Source organism: Aeromonas sp. S41-2 (assembly GCF_027705845.1).
Classification (GTDB): Bacteria; Pseudomonadota; Gammaproteobacteria; order Enterobacterales; family Aeromonadaceae; genus Aeromonas; species Aeromonas hydrophila.
Map to the genome: position 1 here is coordinate 173,508 of NZ_JAPDCG010000003.1, position 26,119 is coordinate 199,626.

The 26,119-nt window shown below is 59.5% G+C and carries 22 protein-coding genes, 2 tRNA genes and 1 pseudogene; 19 read left to right on the forward strand and 6 right to left on the reverse strand.

Annotated elements, in window-relative coordinates; translation table 11 throughout:
- The 4 genes from OKC44_RS08775 (at position 1) to yjjG (ending at position 2,606) form a co-directional block, all read left to right on the forward strand.
- Positions 1-74, forward strand: a tRNA-Met gene (locus OKC44_RS08775).
- A gap of 96 nt (positions 75-170) precedes the next feature.
- Positions 171-247: transfer RNA gene (locus OKC44_RS08780), tRNA-Met, on the forward strand.
- Positions 248-420: 173 nt separating this feature from the next.
- Complete coding sequence (locus tag OKC44_RS08785; protein ID WP_044799917.1) at positions 421-1,917, forward strand: M17 family metallopeptidase; 1,497 nt, start codon at positions 421-423, stop codon at positions 1,915-1,917.
- A gap of 8 nt (positions 1,918-1,925) precedes the next feature.
- Positions 1,926-2,606, forward strand: a complete 681-nt coding sequence (gene yjjG / locus OKC44_RS08790) for a pyrimidine 5'-nucleotidase (RefSeq protein WP_024946307.1) — start codon at positions 1,926-1,928, stop codon at positions 2,604-2,606.
- Positions 2,607-2,688: 82 nt separating this feature from the next.
- Here yjjG and OKC44_RS08795 read toward each other — a convergent pair whose 3' ends face one another.
- From OKC44_RS08795 to elyC, 4 genes are all read right to left on the reverse strand, one after another.
- Positions 2,689-3,945, reverse strand: coding sequence for a M20 family metallo-hydrolase (locus OKC44_RS08795; protein ID WP_270812308.1), 1,257 nt, complete (start codon positions 3,943-3,945; stop codon positions 2,689-2,691).
- A gap of 1,228 nt (positions 3,946-5,173) precedes the next feature.
- The gene (pfkA, locus tag OKC44_RS08800; RefSeq protein ID WP_011706225.1) at positions 5,174-6,145 is read right to left on the reverse strand and encodes a 6-phosphofructokinase; all 972 of its coding nucleotides are present in this window, start codon (positions 6,143-6,145) and stop codon (positions 5,174-5,176) included.
- A gap of 147 nt (positions 6,146-6,292) precedes the next feature.
- Positions 6,293-7,048: a triose-phosphate isomerase gene (tpiA, locus tag OKC44_RS08805; RefSeq protein WP_016350610.1), complete on the reverse strand. Its 756-nt coding sequence runs from the start codon at positions 7,046-7,048 to the stop codon at positions 6,293-6,295.
- 135 nt (positions 7,049-7,183) lie between these two features.
- On the reverse strand, positions 7,184-7,954 hold the full coding sequence (gene elyC, locus OKC44_RS08810; RefSeq protein WP_270812733.1) for an envelope biogenesis factor ElyC: 771 nt from the start codon (positions 7,952-7,954) through the stop codon (positions 7,184-7,186).
- A gap of 299 nt (positions 7,955-8,253) precedes the next feature.
- Here elyC and cmoM point away from each other — a divergent pair, with 299 nt between their 5' ends.
- The 13 genes from cmoM to OKC44_RS08875 all read left to right on the forward strand — a co-directional run bounded on the left by cmoM (position 8,254) and on the right by OKC44_RS08875 (position 21,839).
- Positions 8,254-9,030 carry a tRNA uridine 5-oxyacetic acid(34) methyltransferase CmoM gene (cmoM, locus tag OKC44_RS08815; protein ID WP_029303111.1) on the forward strand — a complete coding sequence of 259 codons (777 nt, stop codon included), beginning with the start codon at positions 8,254-8,256 and terminating at the stop codon, positions 9,028-9,030.
- Positions 9,031-9,107: 77 nt separating this feature from the next.
- Entirely contained in the window at positions 9,108-10,427 is a 1,320-nt protein-coding gene (mukF, locus tag OKC44_RS08820) for a chromosome partition protein MukF (RefSeq protein WP_017410171.1), read from the forward strand.
- A complete protein-coding gene (gene mukE / locus OKC44_RS08825) occupies positions 10,408-11,145 on the forward strand; it encodes a chromosome partition protein MukE (RefSeq protein ID WP_011706220.1) in 738 nt (245 codons plus the stop codon). Before mukF ends, mukE begins: the two co-directional genes overlap by 20 nt.
- A 27-nt stretch (positions 11,146-11,172) precedes the next feature.
- Positions 11,173-15,600, forward strand: coding sequence for a chromosome partition protein MukB (mukB, locus tag OKC44_RS08830; RefSeq protein WP_270812310.1), 4,428 nt, complete (start codon positions 11,173-11,175; stop codon positions 15,598-15,600).
- 146 nt (positions 15,601-15,746) lie between these two features.
- A complete protein-coding gene (locus OKC44_RS08835) occupies positions 15,747-16,850 on the forward strand; it encodes a RelA/SpoT domain-containing protein (protein ID WP_270812312.1) in 1,104 nt (367 codons plus the stop codon).
- Between the two features lie 227 nt (positions 16,851-17,077).
- Positions 17,078-17,467 carry a septal ring lytic transglycosylase RlpA family protein gene (locus OKC44_RS08840; RefSeq protein WP_270812735.1) on the forward strand — a complete coding sequence of 130 codons (390 nt, stop codon included), beginning with the start codon at positions 17,078-17,080 and terminating at the stop codon, positions 17,465-17,467.
- Between the two features lie 149 nt (positions 17,468-17,616).
- Positions 17,617-17,922: a putative quinol monooxygenase gene (locus tag OKC44_RS08845; protein WP_270812314.1), complete on the forward strand. Its 306-nt coding sequence runs from the start codon at positions 17,617-17,619 to the stop codon at positions 17,920-17,922.
- Between the two features lie 315 nt (positions 17,923-18,237).
- Positions 18,238-18,708 (forward strand): GNAT family N-acetyltransferase, encoded by a 471-nt coding sequence (locus OKC44_RS08850; RefSeq protein WP_270812316.1) that lies wholly within the window; start codon positions 18,238-18,240, stop codon positions 18,706-18,708.
- A gap of 12 nt (positions 18,709-18,720) precedes the next feature.
- Positions 18,721-19,221 (forward strand): peptide deformylase, encoded by a 501-nt coding sequence (gene def, locus OKC44_RS08855; protein ID WP_219253008.1) that lies wholly within the window; start codon positions 18,721-18,723, stop codon positions 19,219-19,221.
- A 64-nt stretch (positions 19,222-19,285) separates the two neighbouring features.
- Positions 19,286-19,897, forward strand: coding sequence for a DJ-1/PfpI family protein (locus tag OKC44_RS08860; protein WP_270812317.1), 612 nt, complete (start codon positions 19,286-19,288; stop codon positions 19,895-19,897).
- Positions 19,898-19,964: 67 nt separating this feature from the next.
- Positions 19,965-20,450 (forward strand): GNAT family N-acetyltransferase, encoded by a 486-nt coding sequence (locus OKC44_RS08865; RefSeq protein WP_270812319.1) that lies wholly within the window; start codon positions 19,965-19,967, stop codon positions 20,448-20,450.
- Between the two features lie 52 nt (positions 20,451-20,502).
- Complete coding sequence (locus OKC44_RS08870; RefSeq protein WP_270812320.1) at positions 20,503-21,012, forward strand: GNAT family N-acetyltransferase; 510 nt, start codon at positions 20,503-20,505, stop codon at positions 21,010-21,012.
- On the forward strand, positions 21,009-21,839 hold the full coding sequence (locus tag OKC44_RS08875) for a hypothetical protein (protein WP_442865718.1): 831 nt from the start codon (positions 21,009-21,011) through the stop codon (positions 21,837-21,839). The genes OKC44_RS08870 and OKC44_RS08875 overlap by 4 nt, the downstream gene beginning before the upstream one ends.
- 77 nt (positions 21,840-21,916) lie before the next feature.
- On the opposite strand, the gene OKC44_RS08880 is transcribed toward OKC44_RS08875, so the two are convergent.
- Positions 21,917-22,120: a hypothetical protein gene (locus OKC44_RS08880; protein WP_270812321.1), complete on the reverse strand. Its 204-nt coding sequence runs from the start codon at positions 22,118-22,120 to the stop codon at positions 21,917-21,919.
- A 186-nt stretch (positions 22,121-22,306) separates the two neighbouring features.
- Here OKC44_RS08880 and OKC44_RS08885 point away from each other — a divergent pair.
- A pseudogene (locus OKC44_RS08885) lies at positions 22,307-23,194 on the forward strand (PhzF family phenazine biosynthesis protein).
- Positions 23,195-23,265: 71 nt separating this feature from the next.
- Here OKC44_RS08885 and OKC44_RS08890 read toward each other — a convergent pair.
- Entirely contained in the window at positions 23,266-24,543 is a 1,278-nt protein-coding gene (locus OKC44_RS08890; protein ID WP_270812324.1) for a lipase family alpha/beta hydrolase, read from the reverse strand.
- 246 nt (positions 24,544-24,789) lie between these two features.
- Here OKC44_RS08890 and OKC44_RS08895 point away from each other — a divergent pair, with 246 nt between their 5' ends.
- Positions 24,790-25,779, forward strand: a complete 990-nt coding sequence (locus OKC44_RS08895) for a Wadjet anti-phage system protein JetD domain-containing protein (protein WP_270812327.1) — start codon at positions 24,790-24,792, stop codon at positions 25,777-25,779.
- Positions 25,780-26,119 lie beyond the last annotated feature (340 nt).

Sequence of the window (26,119 nt, forward strand, 5' to 3'; positions counted from 1 at the left end):
GGGGTGGAGCAGCTCGGTAGCTCGTCGGGCTCATAACCCGAAGGTCGTCGGTTCAAATCCGGCCCCCGCAACCAACTATTTGTATCCATGGCAAGCGCTAGCGCCTGCGGTGGAGACGAAGACAGCAAGGGGCAACTGCTCTGTCTCTTGTGGTGGCAGTACAATTCGGACGCGGGGTGGAGCAGCTCGGTAGCTCGTCGGGCTCATAACCCGAAGGTCGTCGGTTCAAATCCGGCCCCCGCAACCAACTTCCTTTCTCTATTACCTCAATCTCACAGTTTGTCATCCAGCCGCCTTCGCGGTCTTTCTGCTTTGTGTCGCCTTCACGCTTGATATTGATTTTCAAGTGCAAATCTGGCTGTGACCCCGCTTTGTTGGGTATCATCACTGGTATCTCTTCATGGACGAGGGCCTTGCCCAATGATGCAACCATTTACCTATCTGCCGCCGCAGATCGACATTCACGACGCCGGCCTCGCTGCCGTCCTCACCAACGGCCTGGCCGCCAATCTGCTGATCTGCGCCGAAGATCGCCGCGAAAGCCTGCTGGCCCTGCCCGAGTTTGCCGCCGTCGGCGCCCAGATCGCGCTGGGGCAAAAAGCGCCCTACAGCCTGGTGCTGCACAATACCCTGCAATTGCTGATCTTCCTGCCGGCACACCCCGCGCGCGATCACGCCCTCTACAAGCAGGCGCGCGGCTGGGTTGCGCCGCTGGCCGGGCTCAAGATCGAGCGGTTGGGGCTGCACCTGGAAGGCTTTGACGAGGCCGATACCACGCTGTTGGCCGAACTGGTGCTGGCTACTCTGCTGGCCGCCAACGTGCCGCTGCCCAGTCACAAGCATCGCAGCGAAGATCCCTGGCGCTACCAGCAGATCGCTGTGTCCCCCAATTGCGTGCTGGATCTGGCGCGGATCTATGCCGAGGCGGAGGGCAACGGTCTGGCGCGCCATCTGGCGGTGTCGCCGGCCTCCGATCTGACTGCCCGCAGCTACCGGGAGTGGGTACGCCAGCTCGCCCAGAGCGAGGGCTGGCAGTGGCATGAGTACGATCAGGCCCAGCTCGCCGAGCGGGGAGCCGGTGCCTTCATCGCGGTGGCGCGCGGCTCGGAAGACAACCAGGCCGCCATGGTCAAGCTGAGCTACTGTCCGCCCAATGCGGTGCGGCGGCTGGCGCTGGTGGGCAAGGGGATCTGCCACGATTCGGGCGGCTACAACCTCAAGATTTCCGGCAGCATGTATGGCATGCACCTGGACATGGGTGGCAGTGCGGTGGCGCTGGGGACGCTCCACGCCATCAGTCGGGCCAGGTTGCCCTATGAGGTGCACTGCTGGCTCGCCATCGCCGAGAACCACATAGGCCCGCTCGCCTACCGACCGGGGGAGGTGGTGACCGCCCTCAACGGCACCACCATCGAGGTGGTAGATACCGATGCTGAGGGGCGCATGGTGCTGGCGGATACCCTCTGCATGGCGGTGCAGGACAATCCGGATCTGCTGATCGACTACGCCACCCTGACCGGGGCCTGCAAGCGGGCGCTCGGCAGCCGTTACAGCGGCGCCTTCACCAACCGCCCCCAGTGGCTGGGGGAGCTGATCAATCTGGGCCAGCGCAGCGGCGAGCGGATCTGGCCCTTCCCGCTGGATGAGGACTACGACGACAACCTCGATAGCGAGTGGGCCGATCTGTTACAGTGTGCGCCGGGCTCGTCGCCGGATCACATCGATGCGGCCCGCTTCCTCAGCCGCTTCGTACCCGCCCAGACCCCCTGGCTGCACCTCGATTTGAGCGGTTTTCGCAACAAGGGCGGCAATGGCGTGGTCAGCAGCGAGGTGACCGGATTCGGGGTCAGATTGACACTGGATCTGCTGGCCGGCCCGCTGGGGCGGCGCAATGAATTTGATCAACCAGAACAGTAAGGGATCCCGTGAAAGTACCAAGTTATGACTGGGTGTTGTTCGATCTGGATGAAACACTGCTCGATTTCCCGGTCGCCCAGGCGCTGGAACAGACGCTGCACATTTACGGCGTGACGCCGACCCCGCCCAAGATGGCGGAGTACCATGCCCTCAACCACCGGCTCTGGCAGCAGTACAACTCCGGCGAGATCGATGCCGCTCACCTGCAGCAGACCCGCTTCTCCCTGTTTGCCGAACAGGTGGACGTGGCGCCGATGGCGATGAACGATACCTTCCTGCAGCAGATCATCGCCCTGAGCATGCCGCTGGAGGGGGTGGTGGAGACCCTGCAGGCGTTGAAGAGCAAGGTGAAGATGGGGATCATCACCAACGGTTTCAGCCTGCCGCAGCGCGGCCGCCTCGACAAGCTGGGCTGGAACGAGTGGTTCGAGCCGTTGGTGATCTCGGACGAGGTACAGGTGACCAAGCCGGCGGCGGCCATTTTCCAGCATGCCCTCGAGTTGATGCAGCGCCCGGATCCGGCGCGGGTGCTGATGGTGGGGGACAACCCCAAGACCGATATCGCCGGCGCCGCGGCGCAGGGGCTGGCAACCTGCTGGTACAACCCGGCTCGCCAGGATGGCCCGTGCGAGGCGACCCACGAGATCCACCACTTCGCCCACCTCTCGGCCATCGTATTGGGACAGTAGATGCAACAGACCCCCTTGCCAGGCAAGGGGTGAAACAAAACAAGGCAGCCCACGGGCTGCCTTGTTTGTATCCGGCTGTTTGCTAGCGGCCGAGGCGAGTCAGCAGCCAGGACTCCAGCAGTGCCACGCCGGGGGCCAGCACGGCCTCGTCGAAGTCGAACTCCGGGTGATGATGGGGGGCTGCCAGATTGGCCCCCAGGATCAGGTAGGCTGCCTCACCACCGCTTCGCTGCACCCGTTCGATGAGAAAACCCGCGTCCTCGCTGGCGCCGAAACGGCGGGTATGGATGGTCTCCAGCTTGAGCGCCTGGGCGAGTGGGATGATCTCTTCGAGCAGAGCCGGACTGTTGTCGATGCCGATGGCTTCACCCTGCTTGCGGATGAGGTAGGTGGCGCCCTGCATCATGGCTGCCCCTTCCACCATCTGCTGCACCTGGCTGAACATGTAGTCGTTGAGGGCCGGCGTGGCGCCCCGGGTCTCCCCCTGCAACAGGGCGTGACCCGGGATCACGTTGCGGCCGCTGCCGCCATGGAGCTGGCCTACGTTGATGCGGGTCATGCCATCGCGGTGGCGGGCGATGCCGAGCATGGCGGTGGTGGCCATGCAGGCCGCCGCCAGCGCATTGCTGCCGGCGTTGGGCTCAAGTCCCGCGTGAGCGGCACGCCCCATGAACTCCACGTCGAACTTGGTGGAGCAGAGAAACTCGGTGGGATTGACTACCAACTCGCCGCTGTTGGCATGAATGCCGATGTGCAGCGCCAGCAGGGCATCCACGTCGTCGAGTTGACCGCCGGCGGCCAGCGCCTTGCCGCCGCGACAGCCCTCTTCGGCGGGCTGGAAGAACAGCTTGATGCGGCCGTTCAGCCGATCGGCGAGGGCGGCTATGCGCTCGGCCAGCACCAGCCCGATGGCAGTATGGCCGTCATGGGCGCAGGCGTGCATCCAGCCAGCGTTGCGCGAGTGCCAACCCTCCTGGCTGGGGGGATGCAGCTCATCCTGACTCTCTTCGACCTCCACCGCATCGATGTCGAAGCGAAAGGCCAGGGTCGGGCCGGGACGGCCGCTGTCCCACAGCCCCATCACCCCCGTTATCTCTTCGATCCTGCCCAGCCAGTCCGGATGGGCTCCCTGGCGCAGGGCTCGCTCCTTCTGGGCCTGCACGTCGATGTTGCGGCCCATGATGAGGTTGCTGGCCAGCAGCTTGTCGCCCAGCATGATGGAGAAACCGAGTTCACTGAGGTGGTGGGCGATGAGGGCGCTGGTACGAAATTCACACCAGGCCGCTTCGGGCAGACGATGAAGATCACGACGCCAATGGCTTAGCGCATCTTGTGTCATGGTAATTCCTGCATGGCGAATCCAGCGGACATTGTGACGGGCAGGGGGACAAGAGTAAATCCCGCAGACGCAAATGCAACAGGGGGAGCCACTGGCTCCCCCTGTTGACGCGCTGCCTCTGGCAGGTAGCTGTAATTATGTTCGCTTGGTCGTACTAATGGCCGTATTGGTCGCTGTTTTCGATGAACCACCAAAAAATGACATTAAGCGGCGAATTAACCAGCGTGGCGATGCCTGTCGTTGCCCATCAGAATCACTGGGTGGGCAACTAACCGCCTCAAAGCTGTGACAGTGACGGCAGAGAGACGGCAACCAGAGTGAAAAACACAGTAAAAACTGCAGTGACCACAAACTCTTTCATATTTTTGTCTCCCTTGGCTGACTGTTGATGGAACCAAGATACCACAATTGTGCGGTAAAACAATAGTAGATTGCATTTATTGGCTTGAATGTGTCTGATGTATATCGAAAGCTTCATTTTTGCATTTTTAAGCTCATTTTATCGTCTTGATGGTCATGTCATGCGGTGTAGAGACGTGATCTCTTTAGTTATTACAATTAAAACAATGAATTAGTTCATTCCGTTCCGATATCAATGATGGGGTTTATATGAGGCTTTTTTGTTTTTTTAAAATTATGTCGGCAAAAAAAGACGATTTTTAGGGGGGAGTTATGACCCCGCCATGGTTTGGGCGGCTGTCAGCACCATTTCCCGTCTCCAACATGTTTTTGTCGCAGTCGAACGGTTTTTCCCTGCCGTGACGCCACCTTCTGACATGTCTCTTTCCGTCTTTTTACAAAATCCCCTTCGCTGATAGTGCTCTGTTGGCCCACTTTTCGTCTCTGTTCGGATCTTTTCCAGGCATGTTGGCGGCCCGATGGGGCGCCTGCGGTCGGCAACGCCAGGGTGCAGAGCACAAGCAGAGTGTGCAGAGCAAGAAGAGTGTGCAGAGAGGTCTGCTGTTCTTGGCAGAAGCCGGGCTGCAGAGGGCCGTGTACCGTGTTGCTGTGGTCCTGAATCGAAGCAATGCCACTTGAATCGGTTAACGGGTCAAGGAGCCCTAGCCGAAGAAGGGTGTGATGGGCAGGCGATAAACAGAGGAAGCGCTGCGAGGAGCGCAGGCATAGTTGCAACGAGGTGGCGTCATGGCCCCGGGCGTGGCGAGAAAGGTCCAATGAAAAAGCCCTCCAGTGGAGGGCTTTTGTCACAGCAACCTGAAAGCGGGGCTTAGAACAGGGTGGTGGAGAGATCGTAGAGCTCCTGATCGAAGGGGCGCTTGAGGTTCTCGATGCAGTCGATGATGTCGTGGTGCACCATCTCGTTGCGCTGGATGCCGACGCAGCGGCCACCGTGGCCGGCCAGCAGCTGCTCGACGGCGTAGGCGCCCATCCGGCTGGACATGATGCGGTCACGTGCGGTGGGTGTACCGCCACGCTGGATGTGGCCCAGGATGGTGGCGCGGGTTTCGCGGCCGGTCAGGGCTTCGATGTCCTTGGCCAGGGCGTTCACGTCGGTGACGTGCTCACAGATGGTGATGATGGCGTGCTTCTTGCCCTTGGCTTCGCCTTCCTTGATCTGTTGCAGCAGCTTGTCCTTGTCGAACGCCACTTCCGGCACGATCACGTACTCGGCACCGCCGGCAACGGCGGCGGACATGGCCAGATCACCGCAGTGACGGCCCATGATCTCGACCACGGAGATGCGATGGTGGGAGCTGCAGGTGTCGCGCAGACGGTCGATGGCGTCTACCACCACGTTCAGCGCGGTATCAAAGCCGATGGTGAAGTCGGTACCGGCGATGTCGTTGTCGATGGTGCCCGGCAGGCCGATGCAGGGGAAACCCTCTTCAGTCAGCTTCTTGGCGCCCATGTAGGAACCGTCACCACCGATCACCACCAGGGCGTCGATGCCGTGCTTTTTCAGATTTTCGATCGCTTCGGCGCGCACTTTCGGATCTTTGAAGGCGGGGAAACGGGCGGAGCCGAGGAAAGTACCACCACGGTTGACCACGTCGGAGACGCTGTGACGCTCCAGCTTGACGATACGGTCCTGGTGCAGACCGAGGTAGCCATCATAGATGCCGTAGACTTCCAGGCCATGATGCAGACCGGCGCGCACCACGGCGCGGATGGCTGCGTTCATACCCGGTGCGTCACCACCACTGGTCAAAACACCAATACGTTTGATTTGTTTGGTCATGAGTGCCTCTGGATCTGAGTTGTCGAATACGAAATGGTTGAATGAGACAAGCCACTTTTACTATATCGGCTTTCCTATGGGATGCGGCGGCGGCCATAGGAAAAGCGATATGCAGGAGGGGGCAAGCGCCCCCTCCATGGCAGCCGATTACTTGGCCGCGCCAGCGATGATCTGGGAGAAGTCGTCCACTTTCAGGGACGCACCACCCACCAGGCCGCCGTCGATGTCCGGCTGACCGAACAGGTCGGCAGCGGTAGCACCGGTGACGGAACCACCGTACAGGATCTGTACCTTGGCAGCCACGGCGGCGTCGAAGCCGGCCAGGTACTGACGGATGTGAGCGTGAACGGCCTGAGCGATTTCCGGGGTGGCAGTCTTGCCGGTACCGATGGCCCATACCGGCTCGTAAGCCACGACGGCGTTGTTGAAGGAGGCGATACCGCAACGGTCGATCACGGCTTTGAGCTGGGTTTCGACCACGGAGTTGGTGGTGCCGGCTTCGAACTGAGCCAGAGTCTCACCGATGCACAGCACGGGGATCAGGCCGCCTTTCTGGATGGCTTCGTACTTGGCAGCCACCACGTCGTCGGTCTCTGCGTGCAGGGTACGACGCTCGCTGTGGCCGACCAGGGAGTAGGTGCAACCGAAGGCTTTGAGCATGGACGGAGCGTTCTCGCCGGTGAAGGCGCCGGACTCGTGAACGTCGGCGTTCTGGGCACCGTAGGCAATCTTGCTGCCGGCGGTCAGTTGCTCAACCAGACCCAAAAAGATAACCGGCGGGCAGACGGCGACTTGCACAGAAGGATGAGCGGCAGCAGCCGGGGTCAGTCCTTTGATCAGAGCTTCGACGGAAGCTTTGGTGCCGTTCAGTTTCCAGTTACCCATTACCAGGTGCTGTCTCATCTTGTATATCTCCTAGGCATTTGATTGCGCGACATTATATGAATTGAACCGAGCCCAAGATAGCTGACCCGGCGGCAAATGACGTAATTTTTTTTCGCTTTCCTGATCCAAATCAGGAATGAAAGGCTCGATTGCTCAATCGTTAACCTGCCCTCGCAAACGGGCCCACCATACCCCAATCCATTCGTGAATGGCAGCCTCGGAATACATCAGATAGCGCCCTTTTGGCAGGTAGCTGTAGAGGGGCTGGGCCACCTGACTCTGCTTGGCGGTGTAGTCGGTGGGGGCGGGCACGGCGTTCAGCCCCTGCCCCTGATAGAGCGCCATGGCTCGCGGCAGATGGGTTGCCGAGCTCACCAGCGCCACCTGCTTGCCCTTGAGATGACGGCTGATACTGACCGCCTCGTCGTGGGTGTCTTTGTTGTTTTCAAACAACGTCATCCGCGCGCGGGGAATGCCGAGACTCACTGCCATGCGGGCGTTGACCTCGGCGTTCGACAGGGGATCCCCGGACACATAACCGGAGAAGATGAGCTCCGCCTGCGGATACGCCTGAGCCAGCCGTACCCCCTCGAGGGTGCGGGCCAGCGCAATATTGTTCTGCCAGGATCGCTCGGGCACCGCCGGGTCGCTGACATGGCCGTTGCCGAGCACCACGATGGCCTCGATGTCGGGATGCGGGCTCACTTCGAAGGGGGGAAAGGTCTGCTCCAGCCCGCGAGCCAGCTCGTAGCTCACCGGTCGCATCCCCATCAGGGTGACCAGCAGCAGCGAGAAGGTGGCCAGCAGCTTGCCGCTCTTTTGGAAACGGGTGAACCAGAGCAGCAATAGCGCCAGCAGCAGCAGGCTGAGGGAGAAGGGGAGCGGCATCAGCAGCTGGCCCAGCCACTTTTTGAGGTCAAACAGGGCGTCCACTTGTTATTCCTTATATAACAATGAATTAAAAAATTATTAAGGATTTTGGCGCCCTTGTATAGGCGCCTCTTCCCAAGGCTGCATGGCGCCATCCAGGCACACAGGTTGTGCAGTGCCTGCCCGCACAACCTCGAAAAGCGAGAAACGGGGGCAAAGTGGGCGCCAAACGATGTTTTTTCCATCACCCGGGGGAGGGAGCTGCGCCTTGAGTTTTCAGCAAATTCGGGATGTGACAGAATACCCTCTTTTTCGTCAGGCCCGTTTCCCGTGGCCACAGAGTTGAGTTCGTCTTGAAGCAAGATCAGAGTTTTGACGGGCGCGCCGACAAGTTCGCCCGCAACATTTATGACTCCACCAAGGGGCGCATCCGCACCACAGTGGTGTGGAGCGACATCGAAGCCTGCCTGGCCCGCCTTGGCAACCGGCCGCTGCGCATCCTGGATGCGGGGGGCGGCTTTGGCTATTTCGCCCAGAAGCTGGCGGCCATGGGCCATCAGGTGGAGCTGTGCGATCTGTCGGCTGAAATGCTGGCGCTGGCGCGCAGCCAGATCGCCGAGAAGGGGCTGGAAGACAGAATTCGTCTCATCCATTGCCCCATTCAGGATCTTAAAGCACACGTGACCGGCACCTTCGATCTGGTGCTCTGTCACGCGGTGCTGGAGTGGCTCGCCGAGCCGCGCCAGACCTTGCTCGGTCTGTTCCCTTTCGTCAATGCCGGGGGCATACTGTCGCTGCTTTTTTACAACCGTCACGGTCTGCTGTTCCAGAGCCTGGTGGTGGGCAATTTTGACTACGTGCGCCAGGGGCTCAACAAGAAGCGCCAGACTGCGCTGACCCCCACCAATCCCCAACTGCCGGAGCAGGTCTACGACTGGATTGGCCGGGGCGGGCTCAAGATCATCGGCAAGACCGGGGTGCGGGTGATCCACGACTACATGCGCCACAAGCAGGATCAGCGGGAAAAGTTCGATGATCTGCTGGCCATGGAGCTGCAATATTGCCGGCAGGAGCCGTTTATCTCCCTGGGGCGCTATATCCACGTGATGGCGCAAAAACCCACCGGCTGAGGCCACCTTTTTTGATGCTACCGGATGTAGCCGCGCGCAAGGCTTTGCGCCCAATACAACAACGAGATGACAACATCATGATGAGTACATCCCGTACCCTGCCCGAAATGGTGGGATGGGTCAGGCAGGAGGGGTTGGCGTTGAACCTGCCCACCGATCGGCTGGCCTTTCTGATTGCAATCAAGACGCTGTCCGAAGATGAATCGGATCTGTCGGAAGCGGCGCTGCACGATGCCTTTGGCTACGTCAGCAACGCCTTCGGCCAGATGGACGAGACCCTCACCGGTCGCGCCAACAACGCCATCAACGATCTCATTCGCCAGCAGCTGCTGTCGCGCTTCAACACCGACATGGTGGCGGGGGAGAGCCTCTATCGCCTGTCGCGCCTTGGCATGAGCATCGTCGATTTCTTCATGGATCAGCGCCAGGTTGACTCCATCAAGCTCTCCATCCTGCTCGAACACCTGGCGGCCGAGCTCGACACCGCCCGCAAGGCGGCGCTCGAGACCAATACCCGCGAGCAGTGGGATGCCGAGGTGCTGCCACGGCTCACCTTCTCGCTGGAAGAGACGCTGGGGCGGATCGATCTCACCCAGCGCGCCATGGACGAGCAGCAGAATCAGGTCAAAAACGAAATAGCGGCCCTGCTGACCCAGAACTGGGTCGATGCCATCCACAGCTGCGAAAAACTGCTGCACGAGACCGGTCAGACCCTGCGCGAGCTGCAAGATACCCTGGACGCCGCCGGCCACCGCCTGCAGGCGGGGCTGCTGAACATCCAGGAAGCGGCGCAGGGGCGCGAGGATCTGTTCCACGTCGAGGAGCTGACTCACGCCCTGCAGGGGCGGCTGGACGTCATCACCAGCTGGGGTCAGCAATGTATCGAGCTGTGGGCCCGCTATGACAGGCACGTCCACAAGTTCATCCGCAACGCCATCGATATGGACAAGAACCGCGCCTTCAGCCAGCGGCTGCGCGACTCCATCCGCAATTTCGAGCAGCACAACTGGTTGCTGCGAGTGGCCGAAGAGCCGCGTCTGCTGGAGCTGCGTGACGAAACCATCGCCATCCACGACGAGGAGGTGACCGGCGAGGTGCCACTTGAGATGGAGTACATGGAGATGGTGGACATCAACCAGGAGCTGGCCGAGCGCATCGAGCGCTACCTGGCTCGCTACCCCGAGCAGGGCCAGCAACTGGATCTCGCCGATGTGCTGCGCGAGTACCTGCTGGACTACCCGGCCCATGCCCACTTCGACGTGGCGCGTCTTCTGATCGACCAGGCCGTGCGCCTGGGCCATGCCAGCGGCGAGCACCAGCTGCATCGTCAGCCCGCATGGAAACCCATTAACCAAGCTGGATCCAAGGTTCAGGCCTATGTCATTGATCAATACTGAGTTTCCCTTGCCGCTGCGGCTCGCAGAGGCGATTGCCAACCCCTTGTTTCCGCGCATTGACACCGCCTTGCGCTCCGGTCGCCACATCAGTGCCGACGAGTTCGAACAGCACTCGGCGCTGGTGGAGTACCACCAGGAGCTGGAGATCTTCTACGGCCGCTATCAGGTTGAACTGATCAAGGCGCCGGAAGGTTTCTTCTATCTGCGCCCGCGCCCGAGCGCCGACATCGGCACCACTGTCCTCTCCGAGCTCGACATGCTGGTGGGCAAGGTACTCTGTTACCTCTACCTGAGCCCGGACCGGCTCGCCTCGGAAGGGGTGTTCGCCATGGGCGAACTGCAAGAGGAGGTGCTGAGCCTGGCTGACGAGAAGCAGCTGCTGCGGATGGTCAACAGTCGCTCCGGCGGTACCGATCTGGACAAGAAGAAGCTCTTGGAGAAGATCCGTACCTCCATGCGCCGCCTGCGCCGCCTTGGCATGATCACCGCCCTTGGCAACAGCGACAAATTCCGGGTCAACGAGTCGGTGTTCCGCTTTGCCGCCGATGTGCGTTCCGATGAGGATCCGCGTGCCGTCCAGCTGCGGATGATCCAGGAGGGCGAGGCCATCTTCCACGACGACGAAATGCCGAGCAGCGACTCGCTGTTTGAGGATATCGAGGCGGATCTCGATGAAGAGCAGCTTGAACTGGAGGTGGAAGATGACCTGCAGCGTTAAATCCAAGGCCCAGATGGAGGCAAAGTTGTGAGAGGCAAATTCAAATCCCTGACCATGGTCAACTGGAACGGCTTCTTCGCCCGCACCTTCGATCTCGACCAGCTGGTCACTACCCTGTCCGGCGGCAACGGCGCGGGCAAGTCCACCACCATGGCGGCTTTTATCGCGGCGCTCATTCCCGACCAGTCCCTGCTCCATTTCCGCAATACCACGGAAGCGGGCTCCAGCAGCGCCTCCCGTGACAAGGGGCTCTACGGCAAGCTGCAGCGTGGCCACTGCTATTCGCTTTTGGAAGTGATGAACAGCCGCGAGCAGCGGATCTGGGTCGGCGTTCACCTCGAGCAGGTGGCTAACCGCGACAACAAGGTCAACATCACCCCGTTCGCGCTGGTGGATGTGCCGGAGCAGTTGCAACCCACCGATCTGCTGCTGGAAAAGCTCGATGACGGCAAGGGCCGGGTACGTGCCTTCGCCGATCTGAAAGGGGCGGCCGCCGAGCTGGGGGCGCTGAAAGTCGCCAAGTTCAATACGGTGACCGACTATCACAACTTCATGTTCGAGTTCGGCATCACCCCGAAGAAGCTGCGTGATCAAAAGGATCGCGGCAAGTTCTATCGCCTGATCGAAGCCTCTCTCTACGGCGGCATCTCTTCGTCCATCAGCCGCTCCTTGCGTGAATACCTGCTGCCGGAGAACTCCGGCGTGCGCAAGGCTTTCCAGGACATGGAGGCGGCCATCTACGAGAACCGCCGTACTCTGGAAGCCATTAAAGAGACCCAGGGTCAGCGGGATCTGTTCAAGAACCTCATTACCGAGACCACCCACTATGTGGCGGCGGACTATGTGCGCAACGCCGCCGAGAAGAATCGCCTCTCCGAGCTGGCCCTCAAAGCGCGCCAGGAGCTGGCAGGCAAGCGTCGCCTGCTGGCCGAAGAGAAGCAGCGCGCCATCTATCTGGCCGACGAGGTGGAGCAGCTCACCAACCGCGAGAAATTGCTGACCGACGAGCTGGAGTCTGCCGCCGAGCACTTGGCCAAGGTGATGGCAGCGGTTTCCCTGCAGAAAAAGATCGAGATGTACCGTGCCGATCTGGCGGAGCTGATGGACAAGCTGGAGCAACAACAGGCGATCGTGGAGGAGATCCATGGCCAGTTGCTGGAGGTGGAAGAGCGCAAGGAGCTGGCACAGGCAGAAGTCGACAGCCTCAAGACCCAGCTGGCCGACTACCAGCAGGCGCTGGATATCCAGCAGACCCGCGCCATCCAGTACCGTCAGGCGGTGCAGGCGATGGAAAATGCCCGCGAACAGTGCGAGCTGCCGGGGCTGACCGCCGAACAGGCGAGCGACACCTTGCACCAGTTCCGCAGCGCCGAGCAGAGCCTCACCAGCCGGGTGCTGGGGGCCGAGCAGCAGCTGGCGCTGGCCAAGGCGGCGGTGGCCGAGCATGAAGCGGCGCTGGCGCTGCTTTTGAGCATCGCCCCCGAGACAGTGCGTGAGGCCGCCTGGCCCACCGCGCAGGCGCTGCTCAAGCGTCACATCGAAGACAAGGCCCGCATCGCCCAGGGGCAGGGGCTGCGCGCCGCGCTGGCTCGCCTCGAGAAAGAGAGCGAGAGCCAGAAAAACCTCTTCAAGTTGCGTGACGAGCTGCAGCAGGCCTCTGGCCAGCTTATCGCCAGCAGCGATGAGCTGGAGATCTTCCTCGAAGCCCAGCGTACCCGTCAGGAGGCGCTGAGTGAGTTGCGGGCAGAGGTGGATCAGCGCCGCGCCAGCCTCGAGCATCAGGGTGTCCAGCTCGGCCGCGATATCGCGGAGCTCACCAAGCTGGCTCCGCGCTGGCTCAAATCCTTTGAAAAACTCGAGCAGCTGCGCGAGCAGAGCGGTCTGCAGCTCACCACCGCCGAAGAACTTTCTTCCGGCATGCAGAGCGTGCTCGACAAGGAGCGCGAGTTCGAGCAGGAGAGCAACCGCATCGCGGCGCAGAAACAGGCGCTGGAGCTGCAAATTCGCAACCTGCAGCTGGGGGCTGGCGAGGCGGATCCGCGCCTGGCCCGCATCGCCGAGCAGGTGGGGGGCGTACTGCTCTCCGATGTTTACGACGACATCTCCATCGACGATGCCCCTTACTACTCCGCGCTCTATGGCCCGGCCCGCAGCGCCCTGGTGGTGCTCGACCTCGAAGGCGCCATCGAGCGGCTGAAGAAACTGGAAGATTGCCCGGAGGATATCTACCTCATTCAGGGCAACCCCGACTCCTTTGACGAGGATCTGGTGGAAGCGGACGAGCTGGGCGATGCCGTGCTGGTGCGCACCAGCAAGCGTCAGGTGCGCTTCTCCCGCTACCCCGAGCTGCCGCTGTTTGGTCGCGCCGCCCGGGAAAAACGCATTGAGCAGCTCGACCTTGAGCGCGAGGGCCTCATCGAGGGTTACGCCAAGGCCGCCTTCGAGCAGCAGAAGTACCACCGTCTCTACGGTCACTTCCGCGACTTTATCGGTCAGCATCTGGACATCGCCTTCCGTCCCGACCCCGAAGCCGAAGTGCAGGCCAAGCAGCACGAGCAGCGCAAGCTGCAAGAAACAATCGCCGAGTGCAACAAGCAGCTGAGCGATGCCAAAGCGGCTGCCGCCCAGCTGACCCGCCATATCCAGCTGGTGCAGGGGATGCTGCCCTTTGCCCACCTGTTTGCCGAGACAGACCTGGCGGCCCGCCTCGAGGCGGCCCACGCCGACGTGGAAGCCCTGAAACAAGCCGAAGCCTTTATCGCCAAACACGGCAAGTCGCTGGAAAAACTGGAAACCATGGTGCAGGTGCTGCGCCAGGATCCGCAGGATCTGGCCGCGCTGCAGGCAGCTTACGATGAGGTGAGCGATCTGCTGGCCGAGCAGAAGCGCCGTTGCTATGCCCTCGATCAGCTGGTGGCACGACTGCCGCACTTTGCCTATCAGGATGCGCAAGACCTGCTGGGCAAGGCCTCCGAGATGAGCGAGCGACTCAAAGAGAAGCTGAAAGCGGCCGAGCTGGCGGCCCGCACCGCTGGCGAGCAGCACAAGCAGATTGCCCTGCGCCATACCGAGGCGTTGCAGCTGCGCACCGCCCTCAACTCCAGCGTCGAGGCCAAGCGCCAGACCCTGACCGAGTTCGAGCAGGAGCTGGCGGCCATGGGCCTGACCCTCTCTGACGACATGGAAGAGAAGGCGCGCGCCCACAAGAAAGAGATTGAAGAGCTGCTGATCCGCACCCGTTCCCGTCGCACCAGCGCCGAGGCCCAGTTGCAGGTCACCAAGCGCGAGATCGAATCCCTTGGTGGTCGTCTCAAGCTGGAAGGCAAGGATTACTACAGCGCCCGTAAATCCCTGGTGGGTCACAAGGCGAGCTGGTCGCGGGTGGTGCGGCTGGCACGGGAGACCGACGTCGAGAAGCGCCTCAACAAGCGCGAGCTGGCTTACCTCGACAGCGACGAGCTGCGCTCCATGTCGGACAAGGCCCTCGGCGCCCTGCGGGTGGCGGTGGCCCACGACGAGGCCCTGCGCGATGCGTTGCGTCTCTCCGAGGGTAATCGCAGCACCGAGCAGAAGGTCGCCTTCTACGTGCAGGTTTACCGCTACCTGAAAGATCGCATCCGCAACGACATTATCCGCTCCGATGATCCGGTCGAAGCGATCGAGGAGATGGAGATCGAGCTGGCCCGTCTGGCAGACGAGCTCAAACAGCGGGAAACCCACCTGTCGCTCTCCTCTCACGAGGTGGCGGCCAAGATCACCAACATCATCCGCCGCGAGCAGAACCGCATCCGGGTGCTCAACCAGGGCTTGCAGAACATCGCCTTCGGTCTGGTGCGCGGGGTGCGCCTCAACGTCAATATCCGCGAGGCCCACACCCGTCTGCTGACGGCGCTGGCCGATCAAACCGCCATGCACAACGATCTGTTCGCCGACAAGGAGCTCAGCTTCTCCGAGGCGATGGCCAAGCTGTTCCAGCGCCTGAACCCGCAAGTGGAGCAGGGAGATCGCAGCTATCAGGTGATGGGCGACGTGCTGCTCGACTATCGCAACTACCTGGAGCTGGAGATCGAGGTGCAGCGTGGGGCCGATGGCTGGCTGCGTGCCGAGAGCGGCGCGCTCTCCACCGGTGAGGCGATCGGTACCGGTCAGGCCATCCTCTTGATGGTGTTGATCAGTTGGGAGGAGGAGTCCCGCCGTCTGCGCGGCAAGGACATCGCCCCGTGCCGTCTGCTCTTCCTCGACGAAGCAGCCCGTCTGGATGGCAAATCCATCGCCACCCTGTTCGAGCTGTGCGAGCGGCAGGATATGCAGCTGCTTATTGCGGCACCCGAGAACATCAGCCCCGAGAAGGGCACCACCTACAAGCTCATCCGCAAGGTGCAGGGCAAGCACGAGCATGTGCATGTGGTGGGTCTGCGCGGCTTTGGCTTCGCCGACGACAAGCTCATCGCCTGACAGAGGCTGACGGAGGAGGTATGAAAACGGGAGGCTTGGCCTCCCGTTTTACATGAGCAATGCATCTTTTTTTACAGTTAAAGCAACGGTAAACTGTCAAAATAATATTGACATCTATACTGGCCAGAATGACAAAAGGATTTGAAATGGCAATTTCACAGTATAAAAACCAAAAGAAACCACTTGAATATAGTAAAAATGAAATAGACCGTGCGGCTAGAGATATTAGGCATGGCATGGATGATACGGGGCGTTCTGAAGCTATAAGAAGGATTCAAGGATTTCGTGAATATCATCTTTACCCATTAATGTTGATGAAAAATCATTTGGCAAGAATAGCATCTCAGGTTAGTAACAAAGTCTTAGTTGCGAGACGACTTAAACGGCTTTCAACCATCATTGATAAGTTGGAAAGACCGACGCTAGATGGGCACAATACTAATTCAATTAAATTGACGCGTATGCAAGACATTGCTGGCTGTCGAGCTATAGTAAAAAATATAAAACAGTTGAAACAGCTTCAAAAAAAATTAGAGAGTAGTCGCTCGGTTCATAAAATAGTGAGTATCAAAGACTATCTCACACCTAAAGAAAGTGGATATGGCGGTGTTCATTTGGTGTACAGTTGCTATGAAAATCAACTGGCTGATCACGAATGGAAAAAAGCAAAGGTTGAAGTTCAGCTAAGAACTGAGTTACAGCATGCTTGGGCTACAAGTCTAGAGATTATTGATACTCTTGAGCAGATTAATCTTAAGACAAGGCATGATGGGCATGATGACTGGCGTAAGCTGTTTTCCATCGCTGGGCGATTGGTATCACATGAAGAAAAAGCATGTGTTATCGAAGATGCACAAACTCTTATAAGTCTTAGGCAGGAGCTTAGTGAACTTGCTGATAAGTTAGATGTTGTATTAAAACTTGCAAGGTATACATTAGCCATAACATTTACGACAGATCATAAAGCTGTCAAGCAAGGGAGGAATGGACAGGGATTGTTTCTGGTTTGCATGCACATACTCGAAGAACAGGAAAAGAAAATACAGGTGACAGTTAAACACTTCTCAATGAAAAACAGTGAAAAAGCTCTTGCTGAGTTAAATGAAGCTGATTTAAATGAAAAGATAATTATATCTGTTCTTGTCTCCGCCTCTGATGTCCGTGCTCTAAAACAGGCATACCCAAATTATTTTGGCTCCACACGAAAATTTAGTGACTTTCTCGAAAGGCAAAGGGGGGATTTGGGGTAGTATTGGTGGAGACTACATTTTGGTTGTTTTGTACAACTAGGCATATATCGATCAGCATATTGTTCCCCTGACAGGGGCTGACGGGTGAACACACAAACGGGAGGCTTGGGCCTCCCGTTTTTCATGGGAAATGTGAGAGAGTAGGCTCCTGCTCGCGGGCGCCCGTCTGGCCATGACAGCCGGACGGGGCGAACGCGACATCTCATAACGGGTCGAGGAAGTAGATGATGAGGATCATGGTGCAAAAAGGGCTGCTGGCCTCCCTGTGCCTGCTGCTGGCCGCCTGCAGCAGCCGCTATGACGAGAGCCACGGCGGCAGCTGGCGCGGCTATAGCGAGACGGGGCTTGCCTCCTACTACGCCGATCGCTACCACAACAAGCGCACCGCCAGCGGTGAGCCTTATCAGCGCCACGCCAACACCGCCGCTCACATGGAGTTGCCCTTCGGCGCCATGGTGCGGGTCACCAACCTCGCCAACGGCAAGAGCGTGGTGGTCAGGGTCAACGACAGGGGCAATTTCCCGCGCGGGCGCATCATCGATCTCTCCAAAGCGGCCTTCAGCGCCATCGGCAATCCTCGCGCCGGGCTTATCAAGGTGAAGATAGAGGCGCTCTAGGTGCTGATTCCTTCAGTGGCTTGAACAGAGTGTCCATCCTGCCCGGCTATATCCCGCCTGGCCGCTCCTCTTACACTGCAGCTCGACGCAAAGGCAGCGCCCGGATCTGGGCCCCTTTGCTTACCCTTGAGAACATGGAGTAGACCAAGATGAGTGAACAGAAACGGGTGTCCATCGCCGTGCTGAAAGCCCGCGCCGGCATGAGAGAGCCACTGCGCCGCGAGCTGCTAAAGCTCATTGCGCCGACGCGGCGTGAGCCGGGCAACCTGGATTACGTGCTGTTTGAATTGCAGGACGAGCCGGGCACCTTCTACATGCGCGAGGCGTTCATCAATCAGGCTGCGCTGGACAGTCACTGCCAGACGGACTATTTCCAGGCCTTTGCCGCAGAGGCTAAGGCGCTGCTGGCAGAGCCGCTGCGGCTGATTTTTATGGAGGAGGTGAGCCCCCCTTAAACCCATCGGGCCCAAGGCTGGCCCGATTGTTGTTCATGCTCCGACACTCATGCTTCGATGTCGCCCCGGGCGCTATCCCATCCGATCATGGCACCCCTGGTCTGCGCCTCTGCATCCTCTACCGAGAGGTTGAGTGGGGGCTTATTGCTCTTATCCCACCTGTTTATGCCTGCCGTCTTTTCATCTCCAGATTGTTCGGTAAGATACCCAAATGAAAATCAATTTTGGGGCCAAGCGACATGAACGCCATGGCGGGTGGGCGCTCTGACCAGGGCGGTCATCAGGCCGCCAAGATGGTTGAGCCGAGGAGAGGGAATGGAGATCGAACTGGCGGGGATAGCGCCAAGTGAGTTTGAACAGCGCTTTGCGGCCGTCAAGGAGGGGATCTTTTCCTATGTCGAGGCGGTGTTTGGCTGGGATGACGACTTTCAGCGCGAGCGGTTGACCAGCGAATATCAGCCACACTGGTTTTCGTGGATCCTGGCAGAGGGGGAGCGAGTCGGTCTGCTCTGTTGCAAGCCATACGACGATGCGCTGCACATTCATCTGTTGATTATCTTCCCCCCTTATCAGGGCCGGCAGCTTGGCTCGGCCGTCATGGCGCGGCTGCATCGCGAGGCAGCATGTGAAGGGAGGCATAGGGTGACCCTGTCGAGCTTTAGCGCCAATCAGAGGGCGATAGAGTTTTATCGGCGCCTCGGTTATCAGGTGGTAGCGGAAGAGCCGGCGTTCGTCTCCTTGTCTCGGCCGGTGACGAGAGAAGAGTCATGGGGTGCCCATGGTTGAGGGAGAGTATTGATGGCAAGGCTGGATATTTTAACGGTTCCCGACCCGCGATTGGGCATCAAAGCCGAACCGGTTGAGGATATTGCGGCCGTGCAAGGCCTGATCGATGACATGCTGGAGACCCTCTATGCCACCGACAATGGTATTGGTCTGGCGGCCACGCAAGTGGGGCGCAAGGAGGCCATTGTCATCATCGACCTGTCAGAAAAACGGGATCAGCCGCTGGTGTTGATCAATCCGCAAGTGATAAGCGGCACCGAACCGGCGTTTGGCCAAGAGGGGTGTCTGTCCGTACCGGATTATTATGCCGATGTTGAGCGTTACGGCTCGGTGGTGGTGTCGGCACTGGATCGCCATGGCGTGCCTATCACGGTCAAGAGCGGCGATTTTCTGGCCATCGTGATGCAGCATGAGATCGATCATCTGCAGGGCAAGGTGTTTATCGATTATCTCTCGCCGCTAAAGCGCAAGATGGCGTTGAAGAAGGTTAAAAAACACCTCAAGGCGACATGACGTGATATTTCATGCGGCGCATTACATATCCATTTGATTATCTGCACAGGAGGGTGGGGTAGCCATGTACAAGGTTGGTATTGTTTTATTTGATGATTTCACCGATGTGGATTTTTTCTTGATGTATGACCTGCTTGGGAGATGCAAAGAGAGCTGGTCGGTGAAAATACTGGGAACCAAGCCTGAGCATGGCTCTGCACTGGGTATCAACGTAAAGACGGATGGATATGTGGCGGAAGCACAGGATCAGGATGTAGTGCTGATCACCAGCGGGCAGCGTGGTATCCCTGCCGCGCTGCAAGACCATGAGTTCATGTCCGCATTGCGGCTGGATCCGCAGCGACAACTGATTGGCTCAATTTGTGCTGGTTCATTCATATTGCATGAGCTGGGCTTGCTGCAGGGAAAGAAATTAACAACCAACCCTGCAGCCAAAGCCCAGTTGCTGGAGATGGGGGGGGATGTTCAGGACGCTCCTCTGGTCGTGCAAGGAAATATTGCAACGGCAGGTGGCTGCCTCTCACTGGTTTATTTGATTGGCTGGGTGGCCGAACGGTGTTTTGGTCCGGAAAAACGTAGATTGATGCAATCTCAGCTTATTCCTGCCGGACAAATGGAAATCTTCGAACAGCTGATCTCCTCCACTATCAGAGAGGCTGAAGAGTCATTCGACTGATGCCATTGCTCACTGTTTATATCTGTCTGGACCCATAGCCTGTCTGCCCAATGAAACAGGATGGCGCATGCACCTCGAATTCAAAAAAATAAACCTGGCGCGTGACTATGGGGTTTGTGTGGCGGCTCGCCGGGACGCCTATGTTTGCAGCTTCCATCGCAACGAGGGATTTGAGGCGTTTCTGGCGGGCTATCGGGAGCGGATGGCGACGAGGCTGACCAACAAAGAGTGGCATTATCTGCATGTCTGGCAGGGGGACGAGATAGTGGGGCAGCTGGAGTTTTGCACTGTCTCAGCCGAACCGGAAACCGGCTACATATACCTGATCTATTTGACGCCACAGGCCCGTGGTCAAGGCATGGCCGATATGCTGCTGCAATATATCGGTCGCACCTTGTGGCAGGCTGGCTGCCGGCGAGTGGTGTTGTCGGTCAGCCGTCTCAACCCGCGGGCGCTGCGTTTCTATCAGCGCAGCGGGTGGCAATATTTGGGGCCAAACCCCAAGCATGCCGAGACAGATTTCTATGAATATTGGTTGCCGGACCCTGCGTGATCAGTAGCCGTATTTGAAAAGGAAAAACAAAGTCCCATGGAGGGGAAAATAGATGGAAGTGAGACAGGTCCGGGTATCGGATGCAGATAACCTACTGGCCTTGATGAACAGACTCGACAATGAAACAACCTTTATGCTCTATGAGCCGGGTGAGCGCACCACGACTGAGATCGAGCAAGCTCAAATATTGGCCTCGTTTATCGATGCAGACAACAGAGTCATGCTGGTTCTGTCGGAGCATGACGAGATTGCTGGTTTTATTGTCGGCATCGGTCAACCGGCAAATCGCAACAAACATGTACTGTATTGCGTTATCGGCATTCAACTCTCTACAACTGGACAGGGCTTTGGCAAAAAAATGATGTCTGCGCTGGAGGCGTGGGCCAGGACGCACGGCTTTACCCGTATGGAGTTGAGCGTCATGTGTCACAATGCCCGGGCTTGTGCGCTATACCGCGCCTGCGGATTCGAGGTGGAAGGGGTCAAACGCAATACGATGAGGGTCGATGGTGCATATGTCGATGAATATATAATGGCCAAGCTGATTGAGGAGGGGGCATGAGCAAGATGCAGTGGCAGGTTTCCTGGAACGTCGCTTGGTCGTCAAGGCGTGTGCGCGGAGGGGGGGCGCTTGTGCTGGTGGTGCTGTTGGGCTGGCTGCTGACCATGGCGCCAGGGTATGCCGAGGAGCCGCAGCTCGGCGCCGAGTATCGCCCTCTGGTACAGAAGGTGATCGATGCCGCCAAGGCACGGGATCCACAGGCCCTTGCCCGTCATATGAAGTATCCCTTCAAGCAGGAGTATCCTATCCCGGTCATCAAGAGCCCATCCGAGATGGTGGCCCGTTTCGACGAGGTGTTTGATGACGCCCTTTTAAACAGCATCGCCAGCTCCCGGGTCGGGCAGGATTGGCAGGCCATGGGCTGGCGCGGCATCATGCTGGGCAGTGGCGAGGTGTGGCTGGATTTCGATGGCAAGGTGATCGGCATCAATCATCAGACGGCGCAGGCTGCAAAACGCAAGGCTGAGCTTGTCGCCAAACAGAAAAGCGATCTTTATCCCGGTCTGCGGGAGTACCAGCGCCCTGAGCTGATGTGGCAGACCGAGAAATTTACCATTCGCATCGACGAGCTGGGTGACGGCCGTTATCGCTATGCCTCCTGGGCCAAGGGCAAGGCGCTCAGCGACAAGCCGGATCTGGTGCTGAAAAATGGCACCGTCAGGGTGGAGGGGACGGGGGGCAACCACACCTATCTATTCACCAGCGGCCCTTACCGCTACGAGTGCGCCGTGACCTTTTTGGGTGAGCGCGGCACGCCGCCGGGCGAGTTGGTGGTCTATCAGAACGAGGTTGCCATCATGCACCAGCCGGTGATCAAGGTGCTCTGATATCCCTTGATCTGCCCGAACGTTCACCGCGCGGCCAAGGGCCGCGCTTTTGTTGTCTGCAACGGTTGACGGTTTTGCTAGCCTTGCGGCACTCGTACCCCCTTGTCGAGATAGAGGCTGCTGTAGTTGGCGCGGTGGGTGACAAACATCACCTGATGACGGCTGCCATCGGAGAGGATGATGAAATCACCGGCCTGGGCGGGAGTGTGCAGGCTGATTTCATGTTCGGGGGCGGTCAGCTTGTCGACCTCCTCCTTGAAGGTGAGGGTGTAAGAATACATAGGGTGCTCCACAACAGGACCTTATACAGACACGCATCAAACGTAGCTGCTGTGGCCCGGATCTGCGGCGCCCAAGCGGCACCCGCGCACCATTTAATTTACCGGCCGCGGCGGGCTCGCTATCTTATGGAAAGCGGCCTGTGGCAAGTGCAGGCCAATCATGTCGGCGACAGTCAGGAGCGAGCGATGACAGAGCGTGAGTGGGAACCCGAGTTGGTGCGCATTGCCGCCTTCTCCACCGGTGCCAAGGGCGGCAATCCGGCCGGGGTCTGGCTGGGGCCGCAGCTGCCCGGTGTCGAGGAGATGCAGCGCATCGCCGCCGAGGTGGGCTTTTCGGAGACCGCGTTCGCCGCGCCCTTGCCAGCGCCAGCAACGCCGGGGAACGAGTAGGCTGGCTTGCGGCAGTGGCGGGTTCGCTATTTCTCTCCTGCCGCCGAGGTACCGTTTTGCGGTCACGCTACCATTGCCCTCGGGGTGGCGTTGGCCCGCCGGGTTGGCGCCGGCGAGTATCAGCTGCAACTCAATCAGGCCACTATCTCGGTATCGAGCTGGCTGGACGGGGAAGGGGAGTGGCAGGCGGCGCTGCAATCGCCCCCCACCCGAAGCTCACCAGCCCCGGCCGAACTGGTGAGCGCCGCGCTGGCGCTGTTTGGTTATACCCAGGCAGACCTGGATCCCCGCATTCCACCGGCCCTCATTCATGGCGGCGCCGATCATCTGGTGCTGGCGCTCAATAGTCGCGCCGCCCTGGCGGCCATGCACTACCAGATGGCTGAGGGACGGACCCTGATGCAGCAAGAGGGGCTGGTCACCATCTTGCTGGCGTATGCCGCCCGCGAGCAGCTGTTTCATACCCGCAACCCCTTTGCCTATGGCGGCGTGTATGAGGATCCCGCCACCGGCGCCGCTACCGCGGCCTTTGCCGGTTACCTGCGGGATCTGCACTGGCCCCACGGCGGCATCATCGACCTCTTTCAAGGGGAGGATATGGGGATGGCGTCGCACCTGCATGCCGAGATCCCCCCCGAGCCCGGCAGCTCAATCCGGGTATTTGGCCGCGCCCGCCTGATGTGACTGCCAGACAATGAAAAAACCGCCGGCTGGCGGTTTTTTACTTTATGTCGGGGCAAACCGGCCGCTTTGGCCTATTGCGGGTCGTGCTCCCCAGCCGGGCTCTGTTCCTGGTGATCGCTCTGTAGCCAGTGCAGCAGCTGGCGAGCCACCTGCGGGCTGCCGAGCAGCGCCATGTGGCTGGTGCGATAGGCAATCATGGTATGGGCGGGGAGAAAAGCCAGCTGGTGGCGTGTCTCGTCATGCAGGCCAAGGGCACTGCGCAGGGGCACCAGACCATCACCAATCAACCGATCTGCCAACACGCTGCGTTTGGCCGCCGTGGTGGCCGCAATGGCAAAACAGCGGACTCCGCCGGGCAGGGGTAAGGGCGCGCGAGGATCGGCCAAGGGGGAAGAAGGGGGATTTCGGGCAGGAGATGAGTCCATCACCTTGCCGTGGCGCAGATCCTTGATGCCGACGCTGCGCAGCTGTGCCAGCCTGACGAACGGCTCGCTGTAGGTAGTCGTCGGCAGCAGTTGCTCCAGCCAGTGGCCAGCAGATTCGAGCGGTGCGCCATGATGGGGCGTACCGAGGAACAACAGGTTTTTAAGGTGAGCCGGCCAGGCATGGGCGGCCAGGTCGGCGCTGTGACAGGCGCTGCGGATCACCAGCCCGCCCATGCTGTAGGCCAGCACGCTGATCTCGCCAAGGCCGCCCGGCCAGTGGGTCGCCAGTTGTTCCAGCTGACGGGCCAGTGCGTGACCGTTCTGCACGATGGAGAGGCCCGAGTTGTAGCGCACATAGATGGGGACGTAACCCAGCGCCTTGGCCAGCATCTCCCCGTGATTGACCGGCGCATCCTGATGCCGGGTCTGCCACTGCAGATCGTTCATGCACAGCCCGTGCACCATCAGCAGCACCCGTGCGCGAGGGGGCAGTGGCGCCTGCAGGGCCGGCCAGCTCAGGGGCTTGCCGAGATAACGCAGGGTCATGGGGGTGGCCAGGGCATTGTGACTCTCGACCAGCTTGTCCCCCATCACGCCATTGAGGGTGGCGAGCAGGGCCGCGCGGCTGGGCGTGTCGGGAATTTGCTGCAGGGGCGGGGCTGGCGGCAGACGGGCAAGCAGGGCATGGATACCGCTGCCCAGCGCGCTGGCGGCGCCATATACCCCCTTGTAGACCAGCCCGGTGATCCCCGCCGTCTTTCCTTCCTCCCGCCCCTTGAAGCCCATGCCGCTCAATACCGCCTGATGGACGGCCTCGGTGAGCTGTATCGTTGCAGGCAGGGCCTGAATGAACAGTCGGGTCAGCTCGCGAATGTCCGCAAGATGCCAGGAGGAGGCGGGTTGCGGTGCTGTTGGTTGCGTCATGAAAAGCCCCTGTGAAGGTATCGCCGGCCTGCTCCCGCCCGGCAGCGGGGTGGCAGTATGACAACCAGCTTGCGCCGTTTGCCCTGGGTTTGCCAGTGACGCGCCGACGGTTCTTGGCGAGAAGGCTACCTAGTGCGCCTAAAGGCTAGGAGCGTGATCTTTCCTTGGTGCGAGTCGGGTCACGGCAGCTAGCAGTAAAATCCACTCTACTTCTTTTCCATATGGCACCGAAATGGGGAGGCAAAGATGTCACTGTTTGATGAGCGTAGGGTACAGGATTTGTGTGTGCGCATGCTGGCGGGTACCAATGAGAAAGGGGATTCACTTGCTAGCAGGCATGGCCGTGAGTTGCATACCCTGTTGCAGGCAGTGGACGGAATCAAGCCGGTGGGGCGAGGCGCTCGTCATGTGCTGACTGATGCCGGGCGTGCTTATCTCACCGGACAGCTAGCGCAAGTGGCGCCAACGATGGCGAACAGGCGTGACACTTTACTTGCTCTCGGGGTGGACCTGCCTACGAGCCTCAACCAGGCCAGCTTTCATGCCCTCTGGTATGGGGACAGCAAGAGTGGGATAGGTCCAGATAATGATGCTATCGAGATAACATTGACACAGGATGAGGTGGTCCGGCTGCGTACCATGAGCCCGTTGCGACTCATTGATAAGAGCGGCCAGCGTCATGATATGACGGCACAGTTGGCGCTATTGGGAGAGCTGGTCTTGCCGGAGCGTTGTCTTTGCAAGTTGCAGGGCATCGAGTGGCAAGGGCAGCAGATAGTCACGGTGGAGAACAAGGGGGCCTTCGTGGATTACCCGTTGCAAGCAGGGGAGTTGTTGCTTTATGTGCCTGGCCGCAATACCAGACTGGCGCGGCAAGTGATCCCGCTGCTGCCGGCGGTTGTTCCTTGGGCCCACTTTGGCGACCTGGATCAGCGGGGATTGGATATTGCTGCTGAACTGGCTAATGTCCTCCATCGCCCCTTGGTGCTCTGGTTGCCCGACGCATTGGTGGCGTATGTTCATCACTATGCCCGCCCGCTGACTCAGCGTCTGGAGGGGCAACTGATCAGCAGAGGTAAGACGCCCTGGAGCATTGAGCCTGAGACCGGCGGGCAGGGCAATCCGCTGGCAGAGGCGCTCATGCATCTGATTGGACAAGGTCTGTGGCTGGAGCAGGAGGTATTGGTACTGGCCAGAGGATGGCAAGCATGGCCTTTGAACGTGACTTGCGACTGATATCGCCACAAAAAAACCGCCATCAGGCGGTCTTTTTGTTCTGCCGGCCCTTATTTCAGGGCTTTCTTCAGCTTCTTGATCTTGCTCTCGTGCTTGGCAATTTTCTCAAGGCGGGCGGCAATCTTCTGCTTGATCTCTTTCTTGCTGACTTTGGCCATCTGGCGTGCTCCTTTTGCAGTGATGACACTCGCGGTGTCGGGGGTAGGTCAGTCCATGAAACGCCAGAGTGCCACAGGGTCGCTGATGACACCAACCTTTCGCTCAAAATAACGGCAGACAGCGTGCCGGCGTAGGGCCTTGTGTCGCGATGGTTCGAAGCCAGAACAGGGGGGCGGTAGTG

Bases quoted from the DNA above. Each gene is read 5' to 3' on its own strand.
- OKC44_RS08785 (WP_044799917.1), top strand. From the start codon at position 421: ATGATGCAACCATTTACCTATCTGCCGCCGCAGATCGACATTCACGAC.
- OKC44_RS08795 (WP_270812308.1), bottom strand. From the start codon at position 3,945: ATGACACAAGATGCGCTAAGCCATTGGCGTCGTGATCTTCATCGTCTG.
- pfkA (WP_011706225.1), bottom strand. From the start codon at position 6,145: ATGACCAAACAAATCAAACGTATTGGTGTTTTGACCAGTGGTGGTGAC.
- tpiA (WP_016350610.1), bottom strand. From the start codon at position 7,048: ATGAGACAGCACCTGGTAATGGGTAACTGGAAACTGAACGGCACCAAA.
- mukF (WP_017410171.1), top strand. From the start codon at position 9,108: ATGATGAGTACATCCCGTACCCTGCCCGAAATGGTGGGATGGGTCAGG.
- mukE (WP_011706220.1), top strand. From the start codon at position 10,408: ATGTCATTGATCAATACTGAGTTTCCCTTGCCGCTGCGGCTCGCAGAG.
- OKC44_RS08835 (WP_270812312.1), top strand. From the start codon at position 15,747: ATGGCAATTTCACAGTATAAAAACCAAAAGAAACCACTTGAATATAGT.
- OKC44_RS08840 (WP_270812735.1), top strand. From the start codon at position 17,078: ATGAGGATCATGGTGCAAAAAGGGCTGCTGGCCTCCCTGTGCCTGCTG.
- OKC44_RS08845 (WP_270812314.1), top strand. From the start codon at position 17,617: ATGAGTGAACAGAAACGGGTGTCCATCGCCGTGCTGAAAGCCCGCGCC.
- OKC44_RS08850 (WP_270812316.1), top strand. From the start codon at position 18,238: ATGGAGATCGAACTGGCGGGGATAGCGCCAAGTGAGTTTGAACAGCGC.
- def (WP_219253008.1), top strand. From the start codon at position 18,721: ATGGCAAGGCTGGATATTTTAACGGTTCCCGACCCGCGATTGGGCATC.
- OKC44_RS08860 (WP_270812317.1), top strand. From the start codon at position 19,286: ATGTACAAGGTTGGTATTGTTTTATTTGATGATTTCACCGATGTGGAT.
- OKC44_RS08865 (WP_270812319.1), top strand. From the start codon at position 19,965: ATGCACCTCGAATTCAAAAAAATAAACCTGGCGCGTGACTATGGGGTT.
- OKC44_RS08870 (WP_270812320.1), top strand. From the start codon at position 20,503: ATGGAAGTGAGACAGGTCCGGGTATCGGATGCAGATAACCTACTGGCC.
- OKC44_RS08875 (WP_442865718.1), top strand. From the start codon at position 21,009: ATGAGCAAGATGCAGTGGCAGGTTTCCTGGAACGTCGCTTGGTCGTCA.
- OKC44_RS08880 (WP_270812321.1), bottom strand. From the start codon at position 22,120: ATGTATTCTTACACCCTCACCTTCAAGGAGGAGGTCGACAAGCTGACC.
- OKC44_RS08890 (WP_270812324.1), bottom strand. From the start codon at position 24,543: ATGACGCAACCAACAGCACCGCAACCCGCCTCCTCCTGGCATCTTGCG.
- OKC44_RS08895 (WP_270812327.1), top strand. From the start codon at position 24,790: ATGTCACTGTTTGATGAGCGTAGGGTACAGGATTTGTGTGTGCGCATG.